23 protein-coding genes are annotated in these 23752 nt (G+C 72.3%); 8 read left to right on the top strand and 15 right to left on the bottom strand.

What is annotated here, in order from left to right; all coding sequences use genetic code 11:
* Positions 1-46: 46 nt before the first annotated feature.
* Positions 47-628, top strand: a complete 582-nt coding sequence (locus tag ACGFNP_RS45170) for a sigma-70 family RNA polymerase sigma factor (protein WP_358324365.1) — start codon at positions 47-49, stop codon at positions 626-628.
* A gap of 5 nt (positions 629-633) precedes the next feature.
* Positions 634-1086: a hypothetical protein gene (locus ACGFNP_RS45175; protein WP_393329174.1), complete on the top strand. Its 453-nt coding sequence runs from the start codon at positions 634-636 to the stop codon at positions 1084-1086.
* A 58-nt stretch (positions 1087-1144) separates the two neighbouring features.
* Here ACGFNP_RS45175 and ACGFNP_RS45180 read toward each other — a convergent pair whose 3' ends face one another.
* Both ACGFNP_RS45180 and ACGFNP_RS45185 read right to left on the bottom strand, forming a co-directional pair.
* Entirely contained in the window at positions 1145-4006 is a 2862-nt protein-coding gene (locus ACGFNP_RS45180) for an AAA family ATPase (protein WP_393329176.1), read from the bottom strand.
* A 132-nt stretch (positions 4007-4138) separates the two neighbouring features.
* The gene (locus ACGFNP_RS45185; RefSeq protein WP_393329178.1) at positions 4139-5248 is read right to left on the bottom strand and encodes a M24 family metallopeptidase; all 1110 of its coding nucleotides are present in this window, start codon (positions 5246-5248) and stop codon (positions 4139-4141) included.
* 143 nt (positions 5249-5391) lie between these two features.
* Between ACGFNP_RS45185 and ACGFNP_RS45190 the strand changes: the two genes are divergently transcribed.
* From ACGFNP_RS45190 to ACGFNP_RS45200, 3 genes are all read left to right on the top strand, one after another.
* Positions 5392-6654 (top strand): PP2C family protein-serine/threonine phosphatase, encoded by a 1263-nt coding sequence (locus ACGFNP_RS45190; RefSeq protein ID WP_393329180.1) that lies wholly within the window; start codon positions 5392-5394, stop codon positions 6652-6654.
* A 10-nt stretch (positions 6655-6664) separates the two neighbouring features.
* The gene (locus ACGFNP_RS45195) at positions 6665-7561 is read left to right on the top strand and encodes a 5'-3' exonuclease H3TH domain-containing protein (RefSeq protein ID WP_393329361.1); all 897 of its coding nucleotides are present in this window, start codon (positions 6665-6667) and stop codon (positions 7559-7561) included.
* 65 nt (positions 7562-7626) lie between these two features.
* Positions 7627-9045 carry an RNB domain-containing ribonuclease gene (locus ACGFNP_RS45200; protein ID WP_393329182.1) on the top strand — a complete coding sequence of 473 codons (1419 nt, stop codon included), beginning with the start codon at positions 7627-7629 and terminating at the stop codon, positions 9043-9045.
* Positions 9046-9097: 52 nt separating this feature from the next.
* Here ACGFNP_RS45200 and ACGFNP_RS45205 read toward each other — a convergent pair whose 3' ends face one another.
* The 3 genes from ACGFNP_RS45205 to ACGFNP_RS45215 form a co-directional block, all read right to left on the bottom strand.
* Complete coding sequence (locus ACGFNP_RS45205) at positions 9098-9268, bottom strand: hypothetical protein (RefSeq protein ID WP_358324380.1); 171 nt, start codon at positions 9266-9268, stop codon at positions 9098-9100.
* 257 nt (positions 9269-9525) lie between these two features.
* Complete coding sequence (locus ACGFNP_RS45210; protein WP_358324383.1) at positions 9526-12249, bottom strand: DEAD/DEAH box helicase; 2724 nt, start codon at positions 12247-12249, stop codon at positions 9526-9528.
* 41 nt (positions 12250-12290) lie between these two features.
* Positions 12291-12920, bottom strand: a complete 630-nt coding sequence (locus ACGFNP_RS45215) for a TetR/AcrR family transcriptional regulator (RefSeq protein ID WP_393329184.1) — start codon at positions 12918-12920, stop codon at positions 12291-12293.
* Positions 12921-12973: 53 nt separating this feature from the next.
* On the opposite strand from ACGFNP_RS45215, the gene ACGFNP_RS45220 reads away from it, so the two are divergent.
* Positions 12974-14452 (top strand): MFS transporter, encoded by a 1479-nt coding sequence (locus tag ACGFNP_RS45220; protein WP_393329186.1) that lies wholly within the window; start codon positions 12974-12976, stop codon positions 14450-14452.
* A 29-nt stretch (positions 14453-14481) separates the two neighbouring features.
* Here ACGFNP_RS45220 and ACGFNP_RS45225 read toward each other — a convergent pair whose 3' ends face one another.
* Genes ACGFNP_RS45225 through ACGFNP_RS45250 form a run of 6 tightly spaced genes read right to left on the bottom strand, consistent with a single transcriptional unit; the run spans position 14482 to position 18750 of the window.
* A complete protein-coding gene (locus tag ACGFNP_RS45225) occupies positions 14482-15369 on the bottom strand; it encodes a YegS/Rv2252/BmrU family lipid kinase (RefSeq protein WP_393329188.1) in 888 nt (295 codons plus the stop codon).
* A gap of 16 nt (positions 15370-15385) precedes the next feature.
* Positions 15386-16258, bottom strand: coding sequence for a twin-arginine translocase subunit TatC (gene tatC / locus ACGFNP_RS45230; RefSeq protein WP_358324398.1), 873 nt, complete (start codon positions 16256-16258; stop codon positions 15386-15388).
* 33 nt (positions 16259-16291) lie between these two features.
* Entirely contained in the window at positions 16292-16612 is a 321-nt protein-coding gene (tatA, locus tag ACGFNP_RS45235; protein WP_358324401.1) for a Sec-independent protein translocase subunit TatA, read from the bottom strand.
* A gap of 28 nt (positions 16613-16640) precedes the next feature.
* Positions 16641-16841 (bottom strand): hypothetical protein, encoded by a 201-nt coding sequence (locus tag ACGFNP_RS45240; protein ID WP_358324404.1) that lies wholly within the window; start codon positions 16839-16841, stop codon positions 16641-16643.
* The gene (locus tag ACGFNP_RS45245) at positions 16838-17803 is read right to left on the bottom strand and encodes a helix-turn-helix transcriptional regulator (RefSeq protein ID WP_393329190.1); all 966 of its coding nucleotides are present in this window, start codon (positions 17801-17803) and stop codon (positions 16838-16840) included. Before ACGFNP_RS45245 ends, ACGFNP_RS45240 begins: the two co-directional genes overlap by 4 nt.
* Complete coding sequence (locus ACGFNP_RS45250; protein ID WP_358324410.1) at positions 17800-18750, bottom strand: WYL domain-containing protein; 951 nt, start codon at positions 18748-18750, stop codon at positions 17800-17802. The genes ACGFNP_RS45245 and ACGFNP_RS45250 overlap by 4 nt, the downstream gene beginning before the upstream one ends.
* A gap of 96 nt (positions 18751-18846) precedes the next feature.
* Between ACGFNP_RS45250 and ACGFNP_RS45255 the strand changes: the two genes are divergently transcribed.
* Entirely contained in the window at positions 18847-19887 is a 1041-nt protein-coding gene (locus tag ACGFNP_RS45255; protein ID WP_393329362.1) for a DUF3866 family protein, read from the top strand.
* Here ACGFNP_RS45255 and ACGFNP_RS45260 read toward each other — a convergent pair.
* On the bottom strand, positions 19833-20324 hold the full coding sequence (locus ACGFNP_RS45260) for a DUF3291 domain-containing protein (protein WP_393329192.1): 492 nt from the start codon (positions 20322-20324) through the stop codon (positions 19833-19835). The two genes, ACGFNP_RS45255 and ACGFNP_RS45260, sit on opposite strands and share 55 nt — an antisense overlap.
* A 21-nt stretch (positions 20325-20345) precedes the next feature.
* Positions 20346-20987 carry a helix-turn-helix domain-containing protein gene (locus tag ACGFNP_RS45265; protein ID WP_358324416.1) on the bottom strand — a complete coding sequence of 214 codons (642 nt, stop codon included), beginning with the start codon at positions 20985-20987 and terminating at the stop codon, positions 20346-20348.
* A 56-nt stretch (positions 20988-21043) separates the two neighbouring features.
* Here ACGFNP_RS45265 and ACGFNP_RS45270 point away from each other — a divergent pair, with 56 nt between their 5' ends.
* Entirely contained in the window at positions 21044-21826 is a 783-nt protein-coding gene (locus ACGFNP_RS45270; protein ID WP_393329194.1) for a GNAT family N-acetyltransferase, read from the top strand.
* A gap of 6 nt (positions 21827-21832) precedes the next feature.
* Here the strand turns inward: ACGFNP_RS45270 and ACGFNP_RS45275 are convergent, their stop codons facing one another.
* Entirely contained in the window at positions 21833-22729 is an 897-nt protein-coding gene (locus ACGFNP_RS45275) for an FKBP-type peptidyl-prolyl cis-trans isomerase (protein ID WP_393329196.1), read from the bottom strand.
* Positions 22730-22809: 80 nt separating this feature from the next.
* The gene (locus ACGFNP_RS45280) at positions 22810-23748 is read right to left on the bottom strand and encodes an FKBP-type peptidyl-prolyl cis-trans isomerase (protein ID WP_358324425.1); all 939 of its coding nucleotides are present in this window, start codon (positions 23746-23748) and stop codon (positions 22810-22812) included.
* Positions 23749-23752 lie beyond the last annotated feature (4 nt).

Below are 23752 nucleotides of genomic sequence, written 5' to 3' on the forward strand. Positions count from 1 at the left end.
CACGAAATATCATGAGCATTCCGCTCCAGGACAGGGAAGGACCGCCGTGGACGACACCGCAGCCCTCGTCAGAGCAGCCGCGGACGGGGACGCCGGTGCCTGGAAGGAGCTCTACCAGCGCCACAGCGGTCTGGTGTGGGCGGTGGCGCGTGCCTATCTCGTCAACGGGTCCGACGCGCAGGACGTCTGCCAGACGACGTGGTTCCGGCTGGCGGAGCACCTCACCAGGCTCAGGGACCCGGACAAGGTGGGTGCCTGGCTGGCCAGCACGGCCCGGCACGAGGCGCTGCGGGTGATCCGCGCGAGCGGGCGGGCCACGCCCGTCAGCGACATGGGGCTGCTGGGGATGGACATCGACGAGCGCTCCCCCGAGCACCTGATCCTGGAGGCGGAGGAGGCCATCGCCGACGCCGAGCGCGCGCTGGTGATGTGGGGTGCCTTCGAGGAGCTGTCGGACCGCTGCCGCCGCCTGCTGCGGCTGCTGATCGCCTCGCCGCGCCCCACCTATCAGGAGATCGCGTCAGGATTGGGCATCGCGGTGGGCAGCATCGGCCCGATCAGGGCGCGCTGCCTCCAGCGGCTGCGCACGCTGGTGGCCGAACGCGGAGTGACCGGAATACGCAGGTGAGGCATATGGACGATGAGGGCTTCGACCTGGAAGACGAGCTGGAGGACGAACTGCGCGAGATCGCCGGCCTGCTCGACCCCGTACCTCCCGCGCTGCTCGACGACGCCATGCAGGCGTTCACACTGAGAACCCTGGACGCCGAGCTGGCCGCGCTCACCTTCGACTCCTGGGACGAGGAGCCCTCGACCAGGGTCAGGGGCGCCGGGCTGCCGCGGCTGCTCACGTTCGAGGCGGGCGGCGTGGCGGTGGAGCTGGAGGTGTTCGCGGCCCGGGTGGTGGGACGGCTGTCGCCGGAGGGGCCCGCGGAGATCGATGTCCAGCGGCGTGACGAGGAGCTGCGCGTACGCTCCGACGAGCTGGGCCGCTTCACCGCCGATGGCCTGACCCGCGGCCCGCTACGGCTCCGCGTCACCCCTGACGGAGGCGCGCCGATCGTCACCTCGTGGACACGTCTCTAGGGCACGACGCCGCGCCGGTCCCCTCCTCCGGCGCGGCGTCGTGGTCTGTGGGGGTGGTTCAGGCGCTCTCCTCCAGCGCGGCCAGCTTGGCGGCGAGCGCGACCCGGGAGCCGATGCCGAGCTTGGTGTAGATCTTGCCGATGTGATACTCGACGGTCTTGACGCTGATCAGCAGCTCCCGGGCGATCTGCCGGTTGGTCAGGCCGCTGGAGACGAGCCTGGCCGTGCTGTACTCCTGAGGCGTCAGCCCCAGCCGTACGGTGCCCGGCGGTTCCAGGCCGCAGGCCTCCAGCTCCTGCGCGCAGGCGGCCACGAGCGGGCGGGCGCCCAGCCGGGCGAAGATGGCCTCGGCGGCCCGGAGCCGGGCGGCGGCGGCCCTGCGTCTTCCGGTACGTCGCTGCAACCGGCCCAGGTCCAGCAGGACGCGGGCCTCCTCCAGCGGGCAGGCGGCGCCGTCCAGGAAGCCCAGAGCGGAGGTGAAGCTCTCCTCGGCCCGCGCCGGAACATTCCTGGCCGCCAAGAGCAGCCCGGTGAGCCTGGCCCGCCGGGCCCGCGCCCGCGCTCCGTCGCCGGGCAGCGCGCCCAGCTCCGTCTCGGCCTCCTCCAGGCGTCCCTCCGCGACGAGGGTCTCGATGAGCTGCGGCCGGTGGTCGGGTACGAACGGGTCGTCGGCGCCCGCCGGCGCGGCTCCGGCGCCGAGCAGTGCCAGCGCCAGGTCCGCCTGGGTCTCGCCCATCACGTTGCGCTGGCAGCGGGCGACGGCCCTGGCGGCGGTGGCGTGGGCGAGGGCCCGTTCGTGCTCTCCCAGCGCGGCCAGCGGCGCGACGCACGCGACGTGCAGAGTGGGCAGCAGCCAGCGCTGGCCGAGCCCCTCCGCCTCGGCCAGCGCCCGCTCCGCCCCCGTCAGCGCGTCCTCCCAGCGCCCGTCGCCGTGCTCGGCCACGGCGAGCAGCGCGCTGCCGACCAGGCGATGGTGCGGCAGCCCCGCCTCATCCCGCGCCGTCACGACCCTGGCCAGCACCTCGGCCGCCGCACCGGCCTCACCCTCCCGCAGGAGCCCGACGGCCGCCAGGACGCCCTCTTGCGCGAGTTCACCGCCGAAGGCGCCCACCGCCGCCCGCCCGCCATCGCCGAGCGGCGCGTCGAGCTCGGCCTTTAACTCGTGTCCTTCCGCGCCGAGCTCGGTCTGGTCCCGGCGGTCCTCCGCGCTGAGAGTGGCCGTGCTCAGGGCCAGCGCGTCGTACGGACGGGCGGTCGTGCTCTTGATCGGCTGCCCGGCCGCCAGGCGGGCCCAGGTCGCCGCGGCGGCGGGATCTCCCTTGACCAGGTGCAGCCAGGCGAGCTGCTCGGCCGTGTCCGCGGCGAAACAGGGCGAGCGATCCCGCCATGCCCCCGCGAGCAGTTCGGCGGCCTCGTCGAGCCGCCCGGCGGCCAGCGCGAGCCGTCCCAGGATGTAGCGGCGCACGGGCCGCGGGTCGGTGTTGCGGACGGCGGCCAGCTCGGCCGCGCGGACGACGTCGCCGCCCAGCAGCAGGTGCTTCAACGCGGCGGTAAGCAGCTCGTCGCGCCGGCCCGTGGACTCGCAGAGCCCGGCGGCCAGCTCCAGGTGGGCGGCGGCGTCGAGCCAGAGGCCGTGCTGGGCCTCCTTGGCCGCGTACCTGGTCAGCTCCTCGGCCAGCGGCTGGTCGGGCCCGCCCGAAGCGGCGGCGCGGTGGCGCAGCGCCCTGCCGGTGGCCTCGACGACCCGGGCGGCGGCCAGGTGCAGCCGCGCGCGGACGCCCGCGCCGAGCGAGCCGTAGACGGTCGCCGCGGCCAGCGGGTCGGGGAAGGCGACGAACCGTCCGGGGAGCTCGTCGAGCAGCCCGGCGCCGACCGCCTCTTCGAGCGCGGCCAGCGGCTCGCCGGCGACCGCGGCCACCGAAGCGACCAGGTGCAGCGGGTTGGGCTCGCCGAGCACGGCGCAGGCGGCGACGAGCGCGCGCGCCTCCGCGCCGCACACGCGGAGGCGGCGGGTGAAGGACCGGGCATAACCCTCGGGAGCGGGCAGCCGGGCGCCGGGATCGGCCAGCGTGGTCGGCGCGAGGGTGGCGAGCAGTTCGCGGGCGTACAGCGGATTGCCCGACGTGTGCTCGCGCAGCCGCCTGGCGGCACGCTCGCTCAACGGGTCCGGGGCCAGGCCGGCCAGTTCCGCGGCGGACAGGCCGCCGAGGACGAGACGGAGCCTGCCCTCGCCGGTCAGCAGCCGCCGCAGCCCCTCCGGCAGCCACGGGTCGGCGGTGCTGCGGCAGATGACCACCACGAGCACGCGGCCGGTGCGCAGGCGGCGCAGCAGGTAGCCGAGCGCCCGCAGCGACGCCCTGTCGGCCCACTGGACGTCGTCGACCAGGACGACGACGGGCCCGTCGGCCTGCAGGCGGCCGACCGCCTCACACAGGGCCTCCCCCACGGACCACAGCTCCCGCGCCGCGGCGCTCCTGGTGGCCGCGCCCTCCGGACCGGCGCCTCTCGACCTCGCTCCAGCGCCCCCCGATCCGGTCCTCCCCAGGCCGCCGCTCCCCAGACCGGTCCTCCCGAGTCCGGCGCCCAGCGGTCCGCCGGCCCCCAGTCCGATGCCGTCCAGGACGGTCCCCCCGGATCCGGCGCCCAGCGGTCCGCCGCTCCCCTGTCCGGCGCCGTCCAGGACGAACCGTGCCTGGTCGGCGAGCTGGCGGACGACCCCGTACCGCAGGTGCCGCTCGGCCTCGTCCCCGCTGGCCGCCAGCACCCGTACGTTCGCCGCCCCGTCGAGTACCTGGCGGATCAGCGCCGTCTTCCCGATGCCCTCGGGCCCCTCGATGACCATCCGCCGCACGGCGCCGTTGCCCGCAGCACGCAATTCCCCGCGCACCAGGGCGAGCTCCGTTGCTCTCCCGACGAACATCCCCTCTCCCTCCGTCGCCCCTCGACTTCCCAGAGCGCGCGCGGAGGGTCCTGATACACCTCTTTCACCGCAAACGTGCAGCGAAGGGGCGGTAACCGTTTTCCCTTTTCGAAACCGCCCCCGGCAGAGCCGTCAGACGATCACGAGTTCGCGGGAGGTGACGTTCAGCCGCTCGCCGCCGGTCTCCGTGCACACCACGATGTCCTCGATGCGCGCCCCATGCCGTTCGGGCAGGTAGATGCCCGGCTCCACGGAGAAGGCGAAGCCCGGCTCCATCGGCTCGGCGTTGCCGGACACGATGTACGGCTCCTCGTGCGTCTCCACGCCGATCCCGTGCCCGGTGCGGTGGATGAAGTAGTCGCCGTAGCCCGCCGCGGCGATCAGGTCGCGGGCCGCCGCGTCGATCGACTCGCACGGTACGCCCGGTCGTACGGCGGCGCAGGCGGCGTCCTGGGCGCGGCGCAGCACCTCGTAGTACTCGGCGAACTCGGCCGGCGGGGCGCCGACGGAGTACGTACGCGTGGAGTCGGAGCAGTAGCCGTTGTGCAGTTGCCCGCCGATGTCGACCACCACGGGCTCGCCCGCCTGGATCACCCGGTCCGACACGTCGTGGTGCGGGCTGGCGGCGTTGGGGCCCGAGGCGACGATGACGAAGTCGACCGTCTCGTGCCCGGCGGCCAGGATCGCCTCGGCGATGTCCCGGCCGACCTCACGCTCGGTCCGCCCGGCCCGCAGGAACTCCGGCACCCGCCGGTGCACCGAGTCGATGGCCTGCCCCGCCTCGCGCAGCGCCGCCACCTCGGCCGGCGACTTGCGCATCCGCAGCTCGCGCAGCACACTGCCGGCCAGCACCTGCTCGGTCTCCGGCAGGACCTCGCGGAAGCGCAGCGACGACATCGCCCACATCCGGTCGGCCAGCCCGACCTTGGCCACCCGGCCGAGCCGCGCGGCCGCGATGCCGTAGGGGTCGTCGGTCTCGTCCCACGCCACGAAGTCCAGGCCGAGCCGCGAGGCGGGCGACGCCTGCGCGGCGGCCAGCTCCAGCCGGGGCACCATCAGGAACGGCTCGCCGGCGGCCGGCACCACCAGGCAGGTCAGCCGTTCGAGCGGCTTGGCGTCGTAGCCGCTCACATAACGCAGGTCCGGGCCAGGCGTGAGCAGGAGGGCGTCAAGGCCGGATTTCGCGGTGGCCTCCTGCACGGAGGCCAGGCGGGACACGGGGTACAAGTCTGAGGACGTCACAGGCACAATCTACTCGGACCGCTCCTCCTAAAATCCACGAAAAGCTCTCACAACGCGGTAAGCCATGGCTACACTCCGCAGATGGACGATCACGTAGTGTGGTGTCAATTGTCCGGTTCCACCGCGTTTCGAGAGAGAGACTCATGGTCGACGTCTGGGGCAGCCACCAGCGCCGCCCGATGAGTGCCGCCGACCTGCTCCGGCGCCTCGCGCAGCCGCCCGCGGCCGAGCGCGACGCCGAACTGCTCGCCGCACGGCTGGCGCACGCCGAGCGGCTCGGCAACATGGGCTGGGCCGAATGGAACCTCCACACCGGTGCGGCCACCTGGTCCGACCACGTCTACCTGATCTTCGGGCGGGACCGGGACGACGGGCCGATCCACCTGCCCGACCTGCCCAAGCACGTCGAGCCCGGCGACCTGGACGCGCTCGACCGGCTCCTGTGGAGCGTCGTGCAGGGCGAGGAGCCGGTCCAGGCCGAGTTCCGCATCCGGCGCGGCGCCGAGCTGCGCAACCTGCGTGTCGTGCTGGAGCCGCTGATGACGCCCGGCGGGCCGGAGGGCGTGCACGGAGTGGTCCAGGACATCACCGGCCGCCGCCGCGCCGAGCGCATCATGTCGGAGTCGCGCCGCCAGCTCCTGGAGGCGCGGGAGAAGGCGGCCGAGGAGCGCCACGTGATGCTGGCGCTGCGCGAGGCGATCCTGCCCGAACCGGTCGGCTGCCTCGACCTGCCGTGCACCCGGATCGCGGTCCGCTACGTGCCGGCCGAGAAGACGTCGAACCTGGGCGGTGACTGGTTCGAGGCCGCCGCGCTGCCCGACGGCCGGATGCTGCTGGCGATCGGCGACGTCTCCGGCCACGGCCTGCCCGCCATCGCGCACATGGCGCAGCTCCGTCATGCCCTCATCGGCCTGACGATGACCGGCGAGCCGCCGAACCGGCTGCTGGCCTGGCTGAACGAGCTGGTCATGCACCGGCTGCGGGAGACCACGGCGACCGCGATCATCGGCCACCTCGACCCCGCGAACCGGAACTTCACCTGGGGCCAGGCGGGCAACCTGGCGCCGATCCTGGTCCGCGACGGCGTGGCGGGCCCGCTGAGCCAGCCGAAGGGCGTCCTGCTCGGCGCCACCGGCGACCAGCCATACGGCCTGGCCAGTACGGCGCTGCGTGACGGGGACGTGCTGCTGTTGTTCACCGACGGGCTGGTGGAGCGGCGTACCCGCGACATCGACGAGGGCCTGGCGCTGGCCACGGCGGCCGCCTGCGAGCTGCCGGGCCACGACCTCGACGCCGGGCTGGACCGGCTGCTGACCGGCATCGGCGGCCCCAACCCCGAAGACGACGCCTGCCTGCTTGCGGTGGGGCTGGGAGTGGGCGGCCGACCTGCGGGAGTGCGACCATAGGCGGGTGCTGATGCTTCTCGACACCCCGTCGCTGTACTTCCGCGCCTTCTACGGCATCCCGGAGTCGATCACCGCGCCCGACGGCTCGCCGGTGAACGCGGTACGCGGCCTCATCGACATGATCGCCACCCTGGTGCGCCACCACTCCCCCACCGAGCTGGTCGCCACGATGGACGCTGATTGGCGCCCCGCCTTCCGGGTGGCCGCGATCCCGACGTACAAGGCGCACCGGGTCGCCCACGGCGACACCGAGGAGGTGCCCGCGGCGCTGGTGCCGCAGATCGCGGTCATCGAGCAGGTCCTCGACGCGCTCGGCATCGCCCGGCTGGAGTCGCCCGGCTACGAGGCCGACGACGTGATCGGCACGCTGACCCACCGCGCCGGCGGGGCGGTCGACATCGTGACGGGCGACCGCGACCTGTTCCAGCTGGTCGACGACGCCCGCCCGGTGCGCGTCCTCTACACCGTGCGGGGCATCCGCAACCTGCAGACGGTCGACGAGGCGTTCGTGGCGGACAAGTACGGCATTCCCGGCCGCGCCTACGCCGACTTCGCCACCCTGCGCGGCGACCCCAGCGACGGCCTGCCGGGCGTGGCGGGTGTCGGGGAGAAGACGGCGGCCTCGCTCATCACCCGGTTCGGCTCGCTCGGCGCGCTGCTGGAGGCCCTCGACGCGGGCGCCACGGAGGGCTTCCCCGCGGGCAGCCGCACCAAGCTGGCCGCCGCCCGCGACTACCTGCGGGTCGCCCCCGCCGTGGTGGAGGTGGCCCCGGACGCGCCACTGCCCGACACCGACCTGACGCTGCCGCGCAAGCCCCGCGACCCCGAGGCCCTCGTACGGCTGGCCGACCGGTACGGCCTCGACAGCCCGCTCAACCGCCTGCTGGAGGCGCTCGGCCAGAGGTGACCCCGGCCAGCGCGCCGCGACGCCCGGGAATCGGCCCGGCGGGCCTGTGGCGATAGGTTGGCCCGGTGACGAACATCCGGGTTCCCAGCGACGTCCCCGCCCGCCTCGACGACGGGTTCGAGCGCATCCGGCGGGAGCAGCGGCTGCCGGGCGAGTTCCCGAGGGCCGTGCTCGACGAGGCCGACTGGGTGGCGTCGGTGCCCAGGTTCGGCGGCAGGGACCTGACGGAGCTGCCGTTCGTCACCATCGACCCACTCGGCTCCATGGACCTCGACCAGGCCCTCCACCTGGAGCGGCTGCGCGGCGGCTACCGCGTCTGGTACGCGATCGCCGACGTCGGCGCGTTCGTGCGGCCGGGCGGCGCGATCGACGGCGAGGCCCGCACCCGGGGCGAGACCGTCTACATGCCCATGGACAAGGTGCCGCTGCACCCGAAGGTGATCTCGGAGGACGCGGCCAGCCTGCTGCCCGGCGTGACCCGCCCGGCCGCGGTGTGGCGGATCGACCTCGACGCGGAGGGCCGCACGGTTGGCGCCGACGTCCAGCGGGGCCTGGTACGCAGCCGCGAGCGGCTCGACTACGACTACGTGCAGGCGGCGGTCGACACCGGCACCGCCGGCGGCACGCTCGCCCTGCTGGCCGAGGTCGGCAGGCTGCGGCTGGAGCTCGAACGCGAGCGCGGCGGCGTCACCCTGCCCACCCCCGAGCAGGAGGTGGTGCCGGACGGCGGCGGCTACCGGCTCGAATACCGGGTGCCGCTGCCCGCCGAGGCGTGGAACGCGCAGATCTCCCTGCTCACCGGCATGGCGGCGGCCTCGATGATGCTCGACGCGGAGATCGGCGTGCTGCGCGTGCTGCCGCCACCGCGCTCCGGCGACCTGGCCAAGGTGCGCCGGGTGGCCGAGGCGCTGGGCGTCCCGTGGCCCGGCGGCGCCTCCTACGGCGACGTGGTCCATGACCTGGATCCGAAGAACCCGCAGCAGGCGGCGTTCCTGCACGAGTCGAAGGTGCTGCTGCGCGGCGCCGGCTACGTGGCGTTCAACGGGGAGCCGCCGAAGCTGGCCGAGCACGTCGCGGTGGCCGCGCCCTACGCGCACGTCACGGCGCCGCTGCGGCGCCTGGTCGACCGTTACGCGACGGAGGTCTGCCTGGCGGTCGCCGCGGGCGAGCCGGTGCCGCAGGACGTGGAGGAGGCGCTGGCGGGCCTGCCGGACATCATGTCCGCGACCGGCCGCCGGGCGGGCGCGGTGGAGCGCGCCTGCGTCGACCTGGTGGAGGCGTTCCTGCTGCGCGACCGCGTCGGCCAGGCGTTCGACGCGACGGTGATCGACACCGACGAGCACCGCGAGGGCGGCCAGGTCCAGCTCGCCGACCCGGCGGTGATCGCCCGCTGCGACGGCCCGCTCCCCCTGGGCGAGCAGGTCTCGGTACGCCTGACCCAGGCCGACCCGGCCACCCGGGAAGTACGTTTCACGCTGGCGTGAGCACGAAGGAGCCGCGTACGGAGATTCCATACGCGGCTCCTTGAGGTCCCGGCTACCGCTTCAGCGGCTTCCAGCCCGCCCCCAGCCCCATCAGGTGCAGCGCGACGCAGAGCAGGCCGGCGGTGGTGAGCGTGGTGGCCGTGAGCACGCCGCCCACGGCCACGTTGGCGATCTCGAAGATCAGCGCGAGCAGGAACAGAAGTGCGGCGACGAGAGCGAACATGGCGTCCTCCGGCTCAGGGAAAAACCGCTTCGACCTGGGCATGTCCGCCCCGAAACACACAGAAACTGACCACAAAGTGACGTTACGTATACAGCCGACTACATCCCCTTGACCGGACGGTCAGTCGGCCAGGAAGGCCCTGGTCAAGAGGACGCACGTCACGGCGCCCAGCCCCGTGAACCGGAGGAGCGTGCCCCTGGACAGGGCCCGGCCACGTATGGCGGATGGGGCTGGCCCATGCCGGCCGTAAAAAATAATCAGGAAAGGGACGAATAAGCGACTACCCCCCGGCGCATGGCGTCCATGGCCTTGCCGGCGGTCTGCTTGACCTTGCTCCCCTGCGGGGCCGCGTTGCCGAGCTGGCCGAGCAGGTCCATCAGCTGCTTCACCCAGCGGACGAAGTCGCCGGCCGCCAGCTCGTTGCCGTTGATGCCGTCCATGAGCACCGCGTCGAGGCTGTGCCCCTTGGTCCAGCGGAAGGCCGCCCACGCGAACCCCAGGTCGGGCTCGCGGATCGTGGACAGCCCGTGGTCGGACTCGATGCCCTCCAGCTCCCCCCACAGCCGCATCATGGCCGTCAGCGCGTCCTGCGCCCGCCCGGCGGGGATCTTGGGGCGGCGGGCGTCGTCGGCGTTGCGCGACTCGAAGACCAGCGCCGACACGCACGCCGCCAGCTCCGCCGGGTCGAGCTGCTCCCACAGCCCGCTGCGCAGGCACTCCGCGGTGAGCAGGTCGAGCTCGGTGTAGAGGCGGCCCAGGCGGCGGCCCTCGTCGGTGACGGCCTCCTCGTGCAGGTAGCCGAGCTGCTCCAGCACCGAGCAGATCCGGTCGAAGGTACGGGAGATGACGTGCGAGCGGCCCTCGACGCGGCGCCGCAGCCCCTCGGTCTCACGCGACAGCTTGTAGTAGCGCTCGGCCCAGCGGGCGTGGTCCTCCCGCTCGTCGCAGCCGTGGCACGGGTGCTGGCGGATGCTCCGGCGCAGCTCGTTGATCTCCTCGTCCTCGATGGTGTGGTCGCGGGCCCTGGCGGGCTTGCCCAGGTCGCGGTCGCCGATCTTGGCGAGCAGCGTGGAGACGAGGTTGGCGCGCTCCTTCGGCGAGCGGCCGTTGAAGTTCTTCGGGATGCGCAGCTTCTCGATCGGCTCGACCGGGACGGGGAAGTCGGCCGGGTCGAGCTTCTTGACCTGCTTGCCGATCGTCAGCACCAGCGGGCTGGGGCCGTGACCACGCGGGTTGCGGCCCGGGTCGAGCACGATCGCCAGACCGGCCCGGCGCCCGCCCGGCACGCGGATGACGTCGCCGGGCTGCAGCGCCTCCAGCGACTTGACGGCCGCGGCCCGGCGCGCGGCGCCGCGCTGCTTGGACAGCTCGGCCTCACGGTCGGACAGGCGGCGGCGCAGCGCCGCGTATTCGGGGAAGTCGCCCAGGTGACAGGTCATCGCCTCCTTGTAGCCCTCCAGCGCCTCCTCGTGCTTGCGCAGCTGCTTGGCCAGCCCGACGACCGCCCGGTCGGCCTGGAACTGCGCGAACGACTCCTCCAGCAGCGTGCGGGCGCGCTCGCGGCCGAACTGGCCGACCAGGTTGACGGCCATGTTGTACGAGGGCTGAAAGCTGGAGCGCAGCGGATAGGTGCGGGTGCCCGCCAGCCCGGCGACCGACAGCGGATCCATGCCGGGCTGCCAGAGCACCACGGCGTGGCCTTCGACGTCGATGCCGCGCCGCCCGGCCCGGCCGGTGAGCTGGGTGTATTCGCCGGGGGTGAGGTCGGCGTGCGTCTCGCCGTTCCACTTGTCGAGCTTCTCGATGACGACGCTGCGGGCGGGCATGTTGATGCCGAGCGCCAGCGTCTCGGTGGCGAACACCGCCTTGACCAGCCCGCGGGTGAACAGCTCCTCGACGACCTCCTTGAAGGCCGGCAGCATGCCCGCGTGGTGGGCGGCCAGGCCGCGCTCCAGGCAGTCGCGCCACTCCAGGTAGCCGAGCACGGACAGGTCCTCGTCGGGCAGGTGCGCGGTGCGCTCGTCGACGAGCTGCCTGATCTCGTGCCGCTCCCGCTCGTCGGTGAGCCGGATGCCGGCGTACAAGCACTGCTTGACGGCCGCGTCGCAGCCGGCGCGGGAGAAGATGAACGTGATCGCGGGCAGCAGCGCCTCGGAGTCGAGCTTCTCGATCACCTGGGCGCGGTCCGGCGGGCGCGAACGCTGCGGCCGGCCGTAGCCCCGCCTGCCGCGCCCGGCGGTCAGCCGCTCGGTCTCACGGGTGACCCGCATCAGCGTGGGATTGAGGCGCGGCGTCAGCTCGTCGGTCATGAACAGGTCGTAGATGCGATTGCCGATCATCAGGTGCTGCCACAGCGGCACCGGCCGGTGCTCGTCGACGATGACCGTGGTGTCGCCGCGTACCTCGCCCAGCCATTCGCCGAACTCCTCGGCGTTGCTGACCGTCGCCGACAGCGCCGCCAGCCGCACCGACTCCGGCAGGTGGATGATCACCTCTTCCCAGACCGCGCCGCGAAAGCGGTCGGCCAGGTAATGCACCTCGTCCATGACGACGTAGCCCAGCCCGGCCAGCGTGGCCGAGCCGGCGTAGAGCATGTTGCGCAGCACCTCGGTGGTCATGACGACGATCGGGGCCTCGCCGTTGACGCTGTTGTCGCCGGTCAGCAGCCCGACCTTGGCCGTGCCGTAGCGTTTGACCAGGTCGTTGTACTTCTGGTTGGACAGCGCCTTGATCGGGGTGGTGTAGAAGCACTTGCGCCCCTGCTCCAGGGCCAGGTGGACGGCGAATTCGCCGACGACCGTCTTGCCGGACCCGGTGGGTGCCGCCACCAGCACCCCGTCGCCTGCTTCCAGCGCGCGGCAGCCGTCGATCTGGAAGTCGTCGAGCTCGAAGTCGTAGTGACTCCGGAACGATGAGAGGGCGACTCCGTCGTCCCCGTACTTCTCGCGGAAAGCCGCGTACCGTTCCGCTGGACTCGTCATAACCGTCACCCTACCGAAATCGCCATTCCGGTCCGTCCCGGCTAGCCCGCCAGATAGTCGCCGAGGCCCCCGCGGAGCAGGTCGAAACCGGTGTCGGCGGCGGCGACCGCGTCGGGGTATGCCTCGTCGGCGCTCTGCCCGTGGTAGATCCGGCGGCTGTTCTGCACCTGCAGGGTGCGCAGCAGGGCGTAGAGCTGCCCGGCGGCGAACGGCGCGCGCGGGTCGCCGGGCCGCTCCAGCTCGATGGCCTCGGTCATCTTGGCCTCGGCCGCGACGTGGAACAGCAGCAGCCTGGCCGCCAGCGAGGGGGTCTTCCTGAACAGGTGCAACTGCTCGAGGTAGGCCGGGCTGTCGTCGAGCCCGGTCTCCGGGGCGTGCCGGGCCAGCCGCTCCACGAACTCGCGGTGTGCCCCTTCGACCAGCGACTCACCCGGCCGCCGGCCGCTCACGAGCTGCGCGATGGCGCCGTAGCTCTCGCCCATCACGTCGAGGACGATGTCCTCCTTGGTGGGGAAATAGTTGAAGACGGTCATCTTGGAGACACCCGCCTGTTCGGCGATCTCCAGGACCGACACCTCGGCGAATCCGCGCTCGGTGAACAGCCGCATCGCGGTGTCGTGGATCGTCCGCCGGGTCTCCCGCTTCTTGCGCTCCCGCAAGCCTTCTTCCACGGACCCATCTTATAGGAGTTGACCCGGTCGAATTTTTGACCCAGTCTAGAAATATGACCGAAGCGCAGAAACGGATCGCCATGGTGGGCGTGCTGCTCACGCTGATCCTGGCCGTCCTCGACCAGAACATCGTCTCGACCGCGTCCTGGTCGATCGTCCGCGAGCTCGACCCCGTCCACGGCCTGGAGCGGCTGCCGTGGCTGATCACCGCCTATTCCCTGGCGGCCACCGCCGCCCTGCCCCTGTACGGCAAGCTCTGCGATGTCTACGGCGCCAAGCACGTCTACCTGGGCGCCGTGGGCCTGTTCCTGACCGGGTCCGCGCTGTGCGGGGTGGCCCAGGACATGGGCCAGCTGGTCGCCTTCCGCGCGGTGCAGGGGCTCGGCGGCGGCGGCCTGATGAGCGTCACGATGGTCGTCGCCGCCCACCTCTTCCCGCCCCAGAAGCGGGCCTCGGCGGGCGGCGCGGGCGGCCTCATCGCCGGTCTCGGCCTGGTAGCGGGCCCGCTGCTGGGCGGCGTGTTCACCGACCACGTCACCTGGCGCTGGATCTTCTACCTCAACCTGCCGGTCGGCCTGTTCGTGCTGGTGTCGGCCGCCGCCGTGATCAGGCTCGGCGACGGCGGGCTGCGCCACCGCATCGACTACCTGGGGGCGGGGCTGGTCGCGACGGCGGCCTGCCTGATGCTGCTGGTCGTCGAGTGGGGCGGCAAGACCTACGCCTGGGACTCCACCACGATGCTGTCGCTCATCGCCCTGGACGTCGTGCTGTTCGCGGCGTTCGCCTGGCGCCAGCTCGCCGCGGCGGAGCCGATCCTGCCCTTCTCCATGTTCCGCGACCCCACGCTCAGGATCGCCCTGCCGCTGCAGCTCCTGACCGCCCTCGGCATGGCGGGCGGCATCTTCTACACGATCGTCTACCTCCAGGCGGCGGTCGGCGTCAAAGCCACGGACGCGGGGCTCTACCTCATCCCGATGGCGATCGGCATGGTCGCGTCAGGCACGATCTCCGGCCTGCTCATCGGGCGCGGGCATGGCACCAAGCCGTTCCTGGTCGCGGGCATGGCCTGCGTGACGGCCGCCATGGTGCTGCTGAGCCGCCTGGAGGCGGCCACGTCCGCCTGGACGCTCCGCTTCGACCTGTTCGTGATGGGCATCGGGTTCGGCCTGGTGCTCGGCGTCGTCGTCCTGCTGGTGCAGAACGCGGCGCCGCCCTCCCAGCTCGGCGTGGCCACCACGTCGATCCGCTTCGCCCAGGTGCTCGGCTCGGCCCTGGGCACGGCCGTGTTCGGCATCCTGCTGAACCGGGCCACAGCGTCGCACCTGCCGCCGAACTTCAGGGCCGGGAGCCTGGCGGGGGCGCTGCGGCCCGAGGTGCGCGAGCAGGCGGTCGGCGCGCTGGTGTCGGGCGTGCAGGTGGTGTTCCTGTCGGCGGCGGGCGTGATGGCCGCCGCCCTGGTGCTCGCCCTGTTCCTCAGGACCAGCCCCGCGCTGCCCGCCGACCCGCCCGCCCCGCAACGCGTCAAAGTCTGACCGCTCCGCGCGCCTTTACGTTGTAGATCTCAAGCGATGACCCGCAGCGCCCCCGGCTGGATCTCGCACGTGACGGGGACCGGCCCGATCCGCTCACCATCGGCGTAGGCCACCACATCGGGCGCCTCCAGCCGCACGCGCCGCACCCGCCTGACCGACACGGCCTCATGAGAGACGTGCACCCCCCGGTAGACGCTCGGGAACACCCGGACGAACTCGGCCTTGGACACGGCCCCCAGCATCATCACGTCGAGCAGCCCGTCGTCAGGCCGGGCGTCGGGACAGACCCGCATCCCGGCACCGTAGGAGGAGGTGTTGCCCACCGCGACCAGCATCGCCTCCCGCTCGATCGGCTCATCGTCGTCGAAGGTGATGCGGAAGGGGATGGGCCGGAACCGCCGCAACTCCTGGAAGGTGGCCAGCAGGTACTTGGCCATCCCCGGCGGCCAGGTGAGCCCGTTGGCCCGCTCGTTCACCCGGGAGTCGAATCCGCAGCACACCACCCCGGCGAACAGCTCGTCGGCCTGACCGGCGCGGATGCGGGCGGCGTCGACCAGGCGGGATCTGCCGCGCAGCACCGCGCGGGCCGCCGCGATCGGGTCCTTGCGCGGCACTCCCAAGGCGGAGGCGATGTCATTGCCGGTCCCCGCGGGGATGATGCCGAGCGGCACGTCCGTCCCGGCGACCGCCTGCACGGCCAGGTGGACCAGGCCGTCACCGCCGAAGGCCACCAGCGCGTCGGGGCGCTCGGCGACGGCGGCGCAGGCCCGCTCCAGCGCGTCGGACGCGCTGTCACCGACGATCACCGACACGTCGGCCCCGCCCGCGCGCAGGCGGCGGGCCACGGGTCCGAGCAGGCGCACCGCACGGCCGCCGCGGGCGGCGGGGTTGACGAGCAGGACGAGTTGAGGGGCCACGCCCGGAACTTATCGCCTATCGGTCCGAATCGGAATCCTGTTCCAGGGGTGACGCTTCGGCTGCCAGAGGCGACGCCTCGTCGTCGGACAGATAGGAGAAGTCCTCGCCGGCGGGCATTCGCCGCTCGCGTACGTACATGAACAGCTCGGCCGCCGCGAACAGGATGATCATCGGTGCGGCCAGGGCCATCATCGCGAACGGATCGCCACCCGGCGTGATGACGGCGCCGAACACGAACATGAGGAAGATGACCATGCGCCGGTGCTTGGCCACCGTCGCGTGCGACAGCACCCCGAGCACGTTCAGGAAGACCAGGAAGAGCGGCAGCTCGAACGAGATCCCGAAGATGGCGATCATGATCAGGACGTAGTCGAGATAGTCGTCGATCGCGATGGTGGCGACCGTGTCGTCGAGCGAGAAGCCCAGCAGGAAGCCCAGGCTGGTGTGCATGATGATGTAGGCCAGCACCGCGCCCAGGGCGAACAGCGGGATCGCCAGGGCCAGGAACACCACCGTGTGGCGCTTCTCGTTGCGGTAGAGCGCCGGCGTGACGAACGCCCAGATCTGGTAGAGCCAGACCGGCGACGCCAGCACCAGGCCGATCATCGCCGACACCTTCAGCGTGATGAAGAAGGACTGGAAGATGCCGTTGTAGGTCAGGCTGCAATGGCCCGTGAGCTGCTTCGACTGGAAGGTGTCGCAGTAGGGCGCCTTCAGGATCGCCCACACCGGGTCGAAGAAGATCCAGCCGATGATGATGCCGACGACCACCGCGATCGTGGCGATGAGCAGCCGGTTACGCAACTCCCGCAAGTGGTCCATGAGCGGCATGCGGCCCTCGGGATCGCGGGCCGAACCTTCTCCGCTCGACTTCTTGAGCAGCGCCATCTAGCAGTCCCAGGAGTGCGAGGAGGGGCAGGGTCAGACTTTCTTGTCGGCGCCGGCGCGCAGCTTGGCCGCCTGCTCCTCCAACTGGCGGGCCTGCTCCTCCACCGACAGCGCGGGCGCGGCCTGGATGGGCTGCGCGGGCGCCGGCTGCGGCTGGGCGGGCGTCTGCGTCACCGTCTCGACCGTGGCCGGACGGTCGTCGTAGTCGTCTTCGCGCAGCTTGGCCGTCTCCGACTTGAAGATGCGCATCGACCTGCCGAGGCCCCTGGCCATCTCCGGCAGCTTCTTGGCACCGAACAGCAGGACGAGCACGCCGGCAATGATCAGAAGCTCAGTAGGTCCGAGGTTTCCCATGAAACGTCCTTTTTGAGCGAGTGCTGTTTCAGCCACGATCGTACGCTGCCTGGGGGTCGCTCTCATCCCCCCGGTGCCTCAATCTGGCCTGCCGCGGCTCGAGCTGGGCTCGCGCCCCGGCTACTTCCCTGTTCAGATTACGCGCCGCGGCGAGCAAGCGCGTACCCGCGACCGCCAGCGCGGCCAGCCCGGCGACGCCGAGCCCGGCCGCCACGATGATCCAGGTCATGACCGGTGAGCGTAGCGGCTCAGAGCCCGTTCGGCCTCCTCACGCACCCGGTCGGCCAGCGCGGGCGGCGTGACCACCCGGCCGGTGTCGCCCAGGCGCAGTGCCAGTTTGAGCAGCCAGTCCTCGTCGCGGGCCCGCAGCGCCACCCGCAGCCGCCCCTCGCCCAGCTCGGTGACCTCCTCGCACGGGTAGTACTCGGCCACCCAGCGGCCGGCGGCGGTCACCTCCAGCTCGACCAGCTCATCGGTGGGCGAAGGCCGGAACACGCCCTGCGCGACGTCGATCGGCTCGGCCTCGGCGGGCGGGTCGGCGGCCACGTCGAGCACCTCGACGCCGAGCATCCGGTCGAGCCGGAACAGCCGCATCGCCTCGGCCCGGTAGCACCAGCACTCCAGGTAGGTGCGGCCGTCGACGACGACCAGCCGCATCGGGTCGACCTCGCGCGGCGTCACCTCGTCGCGGCCCGGCACGTAGTAGCGCAGCGACAGGCGCCGCCGCCTGGTCAGCCCCTCACGCACGCGCAGCAGCGCGTCGGGGGTGGCGTCGACGTCGACCGCGACCTGGCTGCTGACGGCCGCCGCGCCCTCCCCCGCGGCCCGCTCCAGCTTGGCGACCACCCGGGGCAGCGCGTCGCCGGGCACCTCGGCCAGCTCCGGCATGGCGCCGAGCATGCGCAGCGCGACCAGCAGCGCGCTGGCCTCGTCGATGCCGAGCCGCAGCGGCCGGGCGATGGTGTCGGCGTTGTCGATGAGGATCTCGCCGCCGTCCCACGACACGTCGATCAGGTCACCGGGCGTGTGCCCCGGCAACCCGCACATCCACACCAGTTGCAGGTCGTCGATGAGCTGCTTCTCGCTCAGCCCGAACACCTCGGCCACCCCGCCGAGCTGCGCGCCCGGGTGCGACATCAGGTACGGCACGAGCGCGAGCAGCCTCGGCAGCCGGTCGGCGGATCCACTCACGCCAGTGCTCCCTTCAGGCGGCGGATGACGGCCTCGCGGGCGTCCGGCGGGTCGACCACCTCGACGTCGGCGCCCAGGCTGGCCATCCAGCCGGCCAGCCGTTCGGGGTCGGTGAAGCCCAGCTCGGCCTCGTCCCACCCGTCGGAGCCCGTGCGTACGACCCTGGACAGCTGCCGCAGCCCCTCGCAGGCGCCCTGCCGTACGCGGATGACGGCCATGCGCTCCTCGACCGGCTCCTCGGGGAAGCCGACCATGGCCCGCAGGTCGACGCCGGGCGGCACCTCGATCGAGCCCGGCCGACCGATGGTGACGACCTGACCGGTGATGCGGCTGAGCCGGAAGGCGCGCGGCGCGTCCCGGCCACGGTCGAACCCGGCGAGGTACCAGCGGCCGCGGCGGCTGACCACTCCCCACGGCTCGACCGTGCGGCTGCGTACGTTCTCGCTGCCGGCGCCGCGGTAGTCGAAGCGCACCAGGCGCCGGTCGCGCACCGCGTCCCACAGCGCGGGGAAGGCCGGGTCGCGGGTGTCGAGGCGCAGCTCCAGCGCTCCGGCGCCGATGGTCTCGTCGGTGGCCACGCCGCCCGCGCGCAGCTTGAGCAGCGCGCCGGAGGCGGCCTCGGCCAGGCTGGCGCGCTGCCACACCTGCGCGGCCAGGCCGAGGACGGCGGCCTCGTCGGCCTCCAGGGTGATCTCCGGCAGCTCGTAGGACTGGCGCTCGATGCGGTAGCCGGGCTCGTCCTCCCACGGGTCGCGCACCACGTCGATGGGGATGCCGATCTCGCGCAGCTCGTTCTTGTCGCGCTCGAACATCCGCTGGAACGCCTCGTCACCCTCACGGTCGTAGCCGGGGACGGCCTGGCGGATCTGCTCGGCCGACAAAGGGCGGCGCGTGGCGAGCAGGCAGATCACCAGGTTCAGCAATCGCTCGGTCTTGCGGCGCGACATCTGCCTCACTCCTCCTTCTACGGACGCTACCCTGCCCGAGTGATCAGATGGCGCAAGGGCGAGGTCGTGCGGATCCGGCGCGAGTGGCCGGGAGCCATGGAACTGGATGTCGCCGTCTCCGGAGGGGACCACCAGCCGGGCGCGGAGCCTGGCGGGCTGTACCGGGCTCTGGCCTATCCGCTCCTGGTGGGCCGTCCGGAACCCGGCGACGAGGTCCTGCTCAACACGACGGCACTCGCGATGGGTCTCGGTACGGGAGGTTACGCCATGGTGGTGGCAGTCCCGAACCGTTTACCGGAAGATCCGCGGGGACCCGGGCACCTGGTGAAGGCCCGTTACACGCCGTTGCAGGCCACCGTGCTCGGCGCCGACGAGCAGGACTCGCCGTTCCACGAGGTCCTGCGCGAGGCCGACTCGATCGACGGTATGCCGGTGGTGGTCGCCGACCTGCACTCGGCCCTGCCGCCGATCCTGTGCGGCCTGTACGAGGCGCGCGCGGGCGTACGGGTCGCCTACGTGATGCAGGACGGCGGCGCGCTGCCGGCCTGGTTCTCCATGGCCGCCGCGAAACTGCGGGAGATCGGCTGGCTGACCGGGGTGGTGACGGTGGGCCAGGCGTTCGGCGGCGACGTCGAGGCGGTGACCGTCCACACCGGCCTGCTGGCCGCCAGGCACGTGCTGGAGGCCGACGTGGCGATCGTCGCGCAGGGGCCCGGCAACCTCGGCACGGGCACCCGGTGGGGATTCTCGGGCGTCTCGGCGGGTGAGGCGATCAACGCCGCCTCGGTGCTGCGCGGCCGCCCGGTGGCGGCGCTGCGGGTGAGCGAGGGCGACCTGCGGGAGCGGCACCTCGGCGTCTCGCACCACTCGCTGACCGCCTACGGCCGCGTCGCGCTGGCTCCGGCGCGGGTGGCCGTGCCGCTGCTGCCCGGGGAGTTCGGGGAGCGGGTCAGGGACCAGGCCGAGCTGCTCGCCGTCCGGCACGAGCTGGTGCCGGTGCCGGTCGACGGCCTGCACGAGGCGCTGCGCGCCTCGCCGGTCAAGCTCTCGACGATGGGCCGGTCCCTGGAAGAGGACCTGGCCTACTTCGTGGCCTCGGCCGCGGCGGGCAGGTGCGCGGCCTCGCTGCTGTCGTAGGAGTCCTTGAACGTGAACGCCTCGGGGCTGGGTCCCACGGCCTTGAGGCGTTCCAGGCGCTCCATGCCCTCGGCGAGGCTCGGGATGTGACCCTCAGGGATCCACCACATCACCATGTACGGCTCGGCCATCCGCAGGAACCACTCCCTGCGGCGGCGCAGCACGCCCAGATGGGCGCTGCGGTAGGCGTAGTTCCACAGCGACTCGAGCGACTCCCACACCGAAAAGTTGATCAGCAGGTGGTCTCCGTACTTGTGCGTGAGGGTCGCGGTCGGGTCCTCGTCGCTCTCCTTCATCCGCCAGACGAATCCGGGGTACTCGTCGGCGAGGGTGTTGATGGGCTCCAGTTCGGCGACGAACTCGGCCAGTTCGGGGCTGTCGATCGGGGCGCGCAGATGGGCGATGTTGAGCTCGGCGAGATGCATGTCGCTCAGCACACCACCCTTCCCCGCTCTATGTCAATCTTCATTTGTTTTAGAAAGCGTCACGCAGCACTCCCCCGGCCGCGGATCCAGCGCGGCCCGCCCGGGATCGTCGCCGAGTCCTTCGAGCACCCCCTGGCAGAGGGCCAGGTTCATGGAGCACACGAGCAGCGGCTGCTCGTGGCTCAGCACGTGGAAGGGGCAGTTGCGCATGCGCAGCGTGCCGCCCTCGGCGTACGGCTCGTATCCCCGCTCACGCAGCACCGCCTCGACGGGCTCGTGCCGCCCCCGCCCCAGCCGCTCCCCCGCCGCGCGCGCCGCCTTCTCGGCCAGTTCGTCGGCGCCGAGGGCGTCGACGACCTCGGCCAGCACGGAGGCGAGCGCCACGTAGTCGCGCGGCGGCAGGCTCACCGACCGTTCTTTCCCGGCCCGGCGGTAGATCTTCGCGGGCCGTCCGCTGCCGGGCCCCTTCTTGTCCTGCTGCCGGAAGGCGCTCTCCAGCAGCCCGGCTTCGACGAGCTTGTCCAGGTGGTGCCCGGCGAGCGTCCTGGACACCCCGGCGAGCTCGGCGGCCTCTCCCCTGCCCAGGTCGCCGCCGCTGGCCGCCACGGCCTCGTACAGGCTGCGCCGCACCGGGTCGTGCAGCAGCGCCAGGGCCTCGAGGTCGTCATCGCTCACAGCGCGAGTCTAGGCGTCCGTCACCGCGCCGGGCCGCACCCTCTAGGCTGCTGCGCGTGAGCGAAACCTCCCCCCTCCTCGCCGCCTACGACCGCACCCGGCTGCACATCCCCGAGAACACCGCCGAAGGGCTCGTCTACGAGATGGACGGCCCCGTGCTGCGCGTCACCGGTATGTTCCGCGGCTTCGTCGAGGGGCCGCCCGTGCTCGGCGTCGAAGGCGCCGAGCTGGACGCGCTGATCGCCCGCCAGCGCGAGCACTTCGCGGCCCGCGGCGAGGCCGTGGAGTGGAAGACCCGGGCCCATGACCGGCCCGCCGACCTGGCCGAGCGGCTCGTACGCGCCGGCTTCGCGCCGGAGGAGAGGGAGACGGTGCTCGTCGGCGTCGCCAAGGAGATGCTGGACGCGCCGCCCCTGGCCGACGGGGTGACCATCCGCCAGGTCACCGCCGACGCCGACCTGCGGGCGATCGCCGCCATGGAGTCCACCGTCTGGGGCGAGGACTGGAGCTGGCTGGGCGACGACCTGATCCGGCGGGTCACGACCGACCCCGGCGGCATCGCCGTACTGGTGGCCGAGGCCGGCGGCCGGGTCGTCTCGGCCGCCTGGCTGGTGCACAAGCCCGGCACCGGGTTCGCCGGGCTCTGGGGCGGCTCGACGCTGCCGGAGTGGCGGGGCCGCGGCATCTATCGCGCCCTGGTCGCCCGTCGCGCCCAGCTCGCCGTGGCGGCCGGGGTCGACCATCTCCAGGTGGACGCCTCGGACGACAGCCGGCCGATCCTGCGCCGCCTGGGCTTCCACGCGGTGACCACGACCACCCCGTACGTCTGGACGCCCTGACACAGATCAGTACGCGGCCAGGACGTCCACCACGAAGACCAGCGTGTCGGCGGCGCGGATGCCGAAGGCGGGCTGGCCCGTGGGCCCGTAACCGTAGGCGGGCGGGACGATCATCAGCACCCGGCTGCCGACCGGGACACCCACCAGCGCCCGGTCCCAGCCCTTGATCACGCTGCCGTCGCCGATCGTGAACGCCTTCGGCCGCCCAGTGCTCCAGGTGGCGTCGAAGATCCGGCGCTGCCCCCAGATCGCCCCCTCGTACTGGGTGACCAGCAGTTGCCCCGCCTGCGTCCGGCGGCCCGCCCCCTTGGCCAGCACCTTGGCGGCGAACCTGCGTGGCGGCGCGGTCGCGGGCACCGCGAGCGCGGGCCGGGCGGCGCCGGTGACCCGCACGCCCGCGAGCGACCCGCCCCGCCCCTTGATCGAGGCGTTCTTCGGGTGCGTGCCGAGGATGTCGATCACGTAGAACAGGTCGTCACCCGAGGCGACGCCCTGCGGCGGGTTGGCGCCGAAGCCGTCGGCGGGCGGGATGGCGGCGATCACCCTGCTGCCCACCCGGCGGCCCTGCAGCGCCCGGTCCAGGCCGGGGATCAGCCGGCCGACCGGGAAGGCGGCCGGGGCACCGCGGTTGAAGCTGGAGTCGACGAGCCGGTTCTCCCGGCCGTCCCAGACGTGCGCGGTGTACTGGACGATCGCCACGTCGTCCTTGCCCAGCAGCGCGCCCTTGCCCGCCGCGAGCTGGTCCACCTGCAGCCCGGCCGACGGCTTGCCGGCCGGGAAGACGATCGTGGGCTTGGCGCCGAACCTGCCGCCCACCTTCAGCTCCGGATCGCCCGTCTCGGTGCCGGTGCAGGCCGTCAGCAGCGCCAGCGGTAACAGCAGCGCGACGGTACGGCGGCGCATCGAACCCCTCCCCAAGCGGGCGGCCCGGCGACGGTGTCGTCGCCGGGCCCCGAGATGCTACCGCTTGATCAGTCCACCCATCAGTAAGCCGACAGAACGTCCACCACGAACACCAGCGTGCTGTTGCCCGGGATGCCGTTCTGCTCCTGGGCGCCGTAGCCGAGGTCCGGCGGGATGCTCATCACGACCCGGCTGCCGACCGGAACCCCGACCAGGCCCTTCTGCCAGCCCTGGATCACGTTCGCGAGCGGGAACGAGGCCGGCTCGCCCTTGGTCCAGCTGGAGTCGAACTCCTTGTCGGTGCCCCAGATCTTGCCCGTGTAGTGGGCGACCACCGTCTGGCCCGCCTGCACCTTCGCGCCGGTGCCCTGGATCACGGTCTTGACCACGAGCTCCTTGGACGGCTTGTCCTTGGTCTTGGTGGTCAGCGTGGGCGCCTTCTCGCCGCCCGGGTTGACGACCTTGACACCCTTGATGCTCTCGCCGACCTCCTTGCCGGTGGCCGCCTTCAGCGCGGCGGGCGGCGCCCCGACCACGTCGACGACGAACACCTTCGTCGGCTGCGGCGCCTGGCCCTGCTGCTGCTGAGCGGCGTCGGCGGCCATCACGGCCAGCACCCGGCCGCCGTGCTTGACCTTGGTGAAGCCCTCCTGCAGCACCTGCGGCAGTTGCTGGTCGACCGCGATGGTCTCCGGCGCCTTGGAGTCGTAGGAAGAGCCTTGGAAGGCGTTCTGCTTGCCGTCCCAGTTGTAGACGGTCAGGTTGACGATGATCTTGTCGCCGCTCTTCACCTGCGGGCCCGTGCCAGGGGTCAGCACCTCGTACGAGGACTTGGTGGCGGGCGTGCCGGCGGGGAAGGCCACCGTGGGCTTGGCGCCCACATTGCCGGTGACCTTCACCTTGCCCGGCACGCTGCTCGCGGTGGCGGCGGCCCCGTTGGCGCCCGAGTCGGAGCCGCCGCACGCGGCGGCGAAGAAGATCAAAGGCACGGCGGCCAGAGCGGCCAGAGCGCGGCGCATGGAT

The organism is Nonomuraea sp. NPDC049269 (assembly GCF_043197155.1).
In the GTDB taxonomy this organism is placed as follows: domain Bacteria; phylum Actinomycetota; class Actinomycetes; order Streptosporangiales; family Streptosporangiaceae; genus Nonomuraea.

Bases quoted from the DNA above. Each gene is read 5' to 3' on its own strand.
- ACGFNP_RS45175 (WP_393329174.1), top strand. From the start codon at position 634: ATGGACGATGAGGGCTTCGACCTGGAAGACGAGCTGGAGGACGAACTG.
- ACGFNP_RS45180 (WP_393329176.1), bottom strand. From the start codon at position 4,006: ATGTTCGTCGGGAGAGCAACGGAGCTCGCCCTGGTGCGCGGGGAATTG.
- ACGFNP_RS45190 (WP_393329180.1), top strand. From the start codon at position 5,392: ATGGTCGACGTCTGGGGCAGCCACCAGCGCCGCCCGATGAGTGCCGCC.
- ACGFNP_RS45195 (WP_393329361.1), top strand. From the start codon at position 6,665: ATGCTTCTCGACACCCCGTCGCTGTACTTCCGCGCCTTCTACGGCATC.
- ACGFNP_RS45205 (WP_358324380.1), bottom strand. From the start codon at position 9,268: ATGTTCGCTCTCGTCGCCGCACTTCTGTTCCTGCTCGCGCTGATCTTC.
- ACGFNP_RS45210 (WP_358324383.1), bottom strand. From the start codon at position 12,249: ATGACGAGTCCAGCGGAACGGTACGCGGCTTTCCGCGAGAAGTACGGG.
- ACGFNP_RS45220 (WP_393329186.1), top strand. From the start codon at position 12,974: ATGACCGAAGCGCAGAAACGGATCGCCATGGTGGGCGTGCTGCTCACG.
- tatC (WP_358324398.1), bottom strand. From the start codon at position 16,258: ATGGCGCTGCTCAAGAAGTCGAGCGGAGAAGGTTCGGCCCGCGATCCC.
- tatA (WP_358324401.1), bottom strand. From the start codon at position 16,612: ATGGGAAACCTCGGACCTACTGAGCTTCTGATCATTGCCGGCGTGCTC.
- ACGFNP_RS45240 (WP_358324404.1), bottom strand. From the start codon at position 16,841: ATGACCTGGATCATCGTGGCGGCCGGGCTCGGCGTCGCCGGGCTGGCC.
- ACGFNP_RS45250 (WP_358324410.1), bottom strand. From the start codon at position 18,750: ATGTCGCGCCGCAAGACCGAGCGATTGCTGAACCTGGTGATCTGCCTG.
- ACGFNP_RS45255 (WP_393329362.1), top strand. From the start codon at position 18,847: ATGGAACTGGATGTCGCCGTCTCCGGAGGGGACCACCAGCCGGGCGCG.
- ACGFNP_RS45275 (WP_393329196.1), bottom strand. From the start codon at position 22,729: ATGCGCCGCCGTACCGTCGCGCTGCTGTTACCGCTGGCGCTGCTGACG.
- ACGFNP_RS45280 (WP_358324425.1), bottom strand. From the start codon at position 23,748: ATGCGCCGCGCTCTGGCCGCTCTGGCCGCCGTGCCTTTGATCTTCTTC.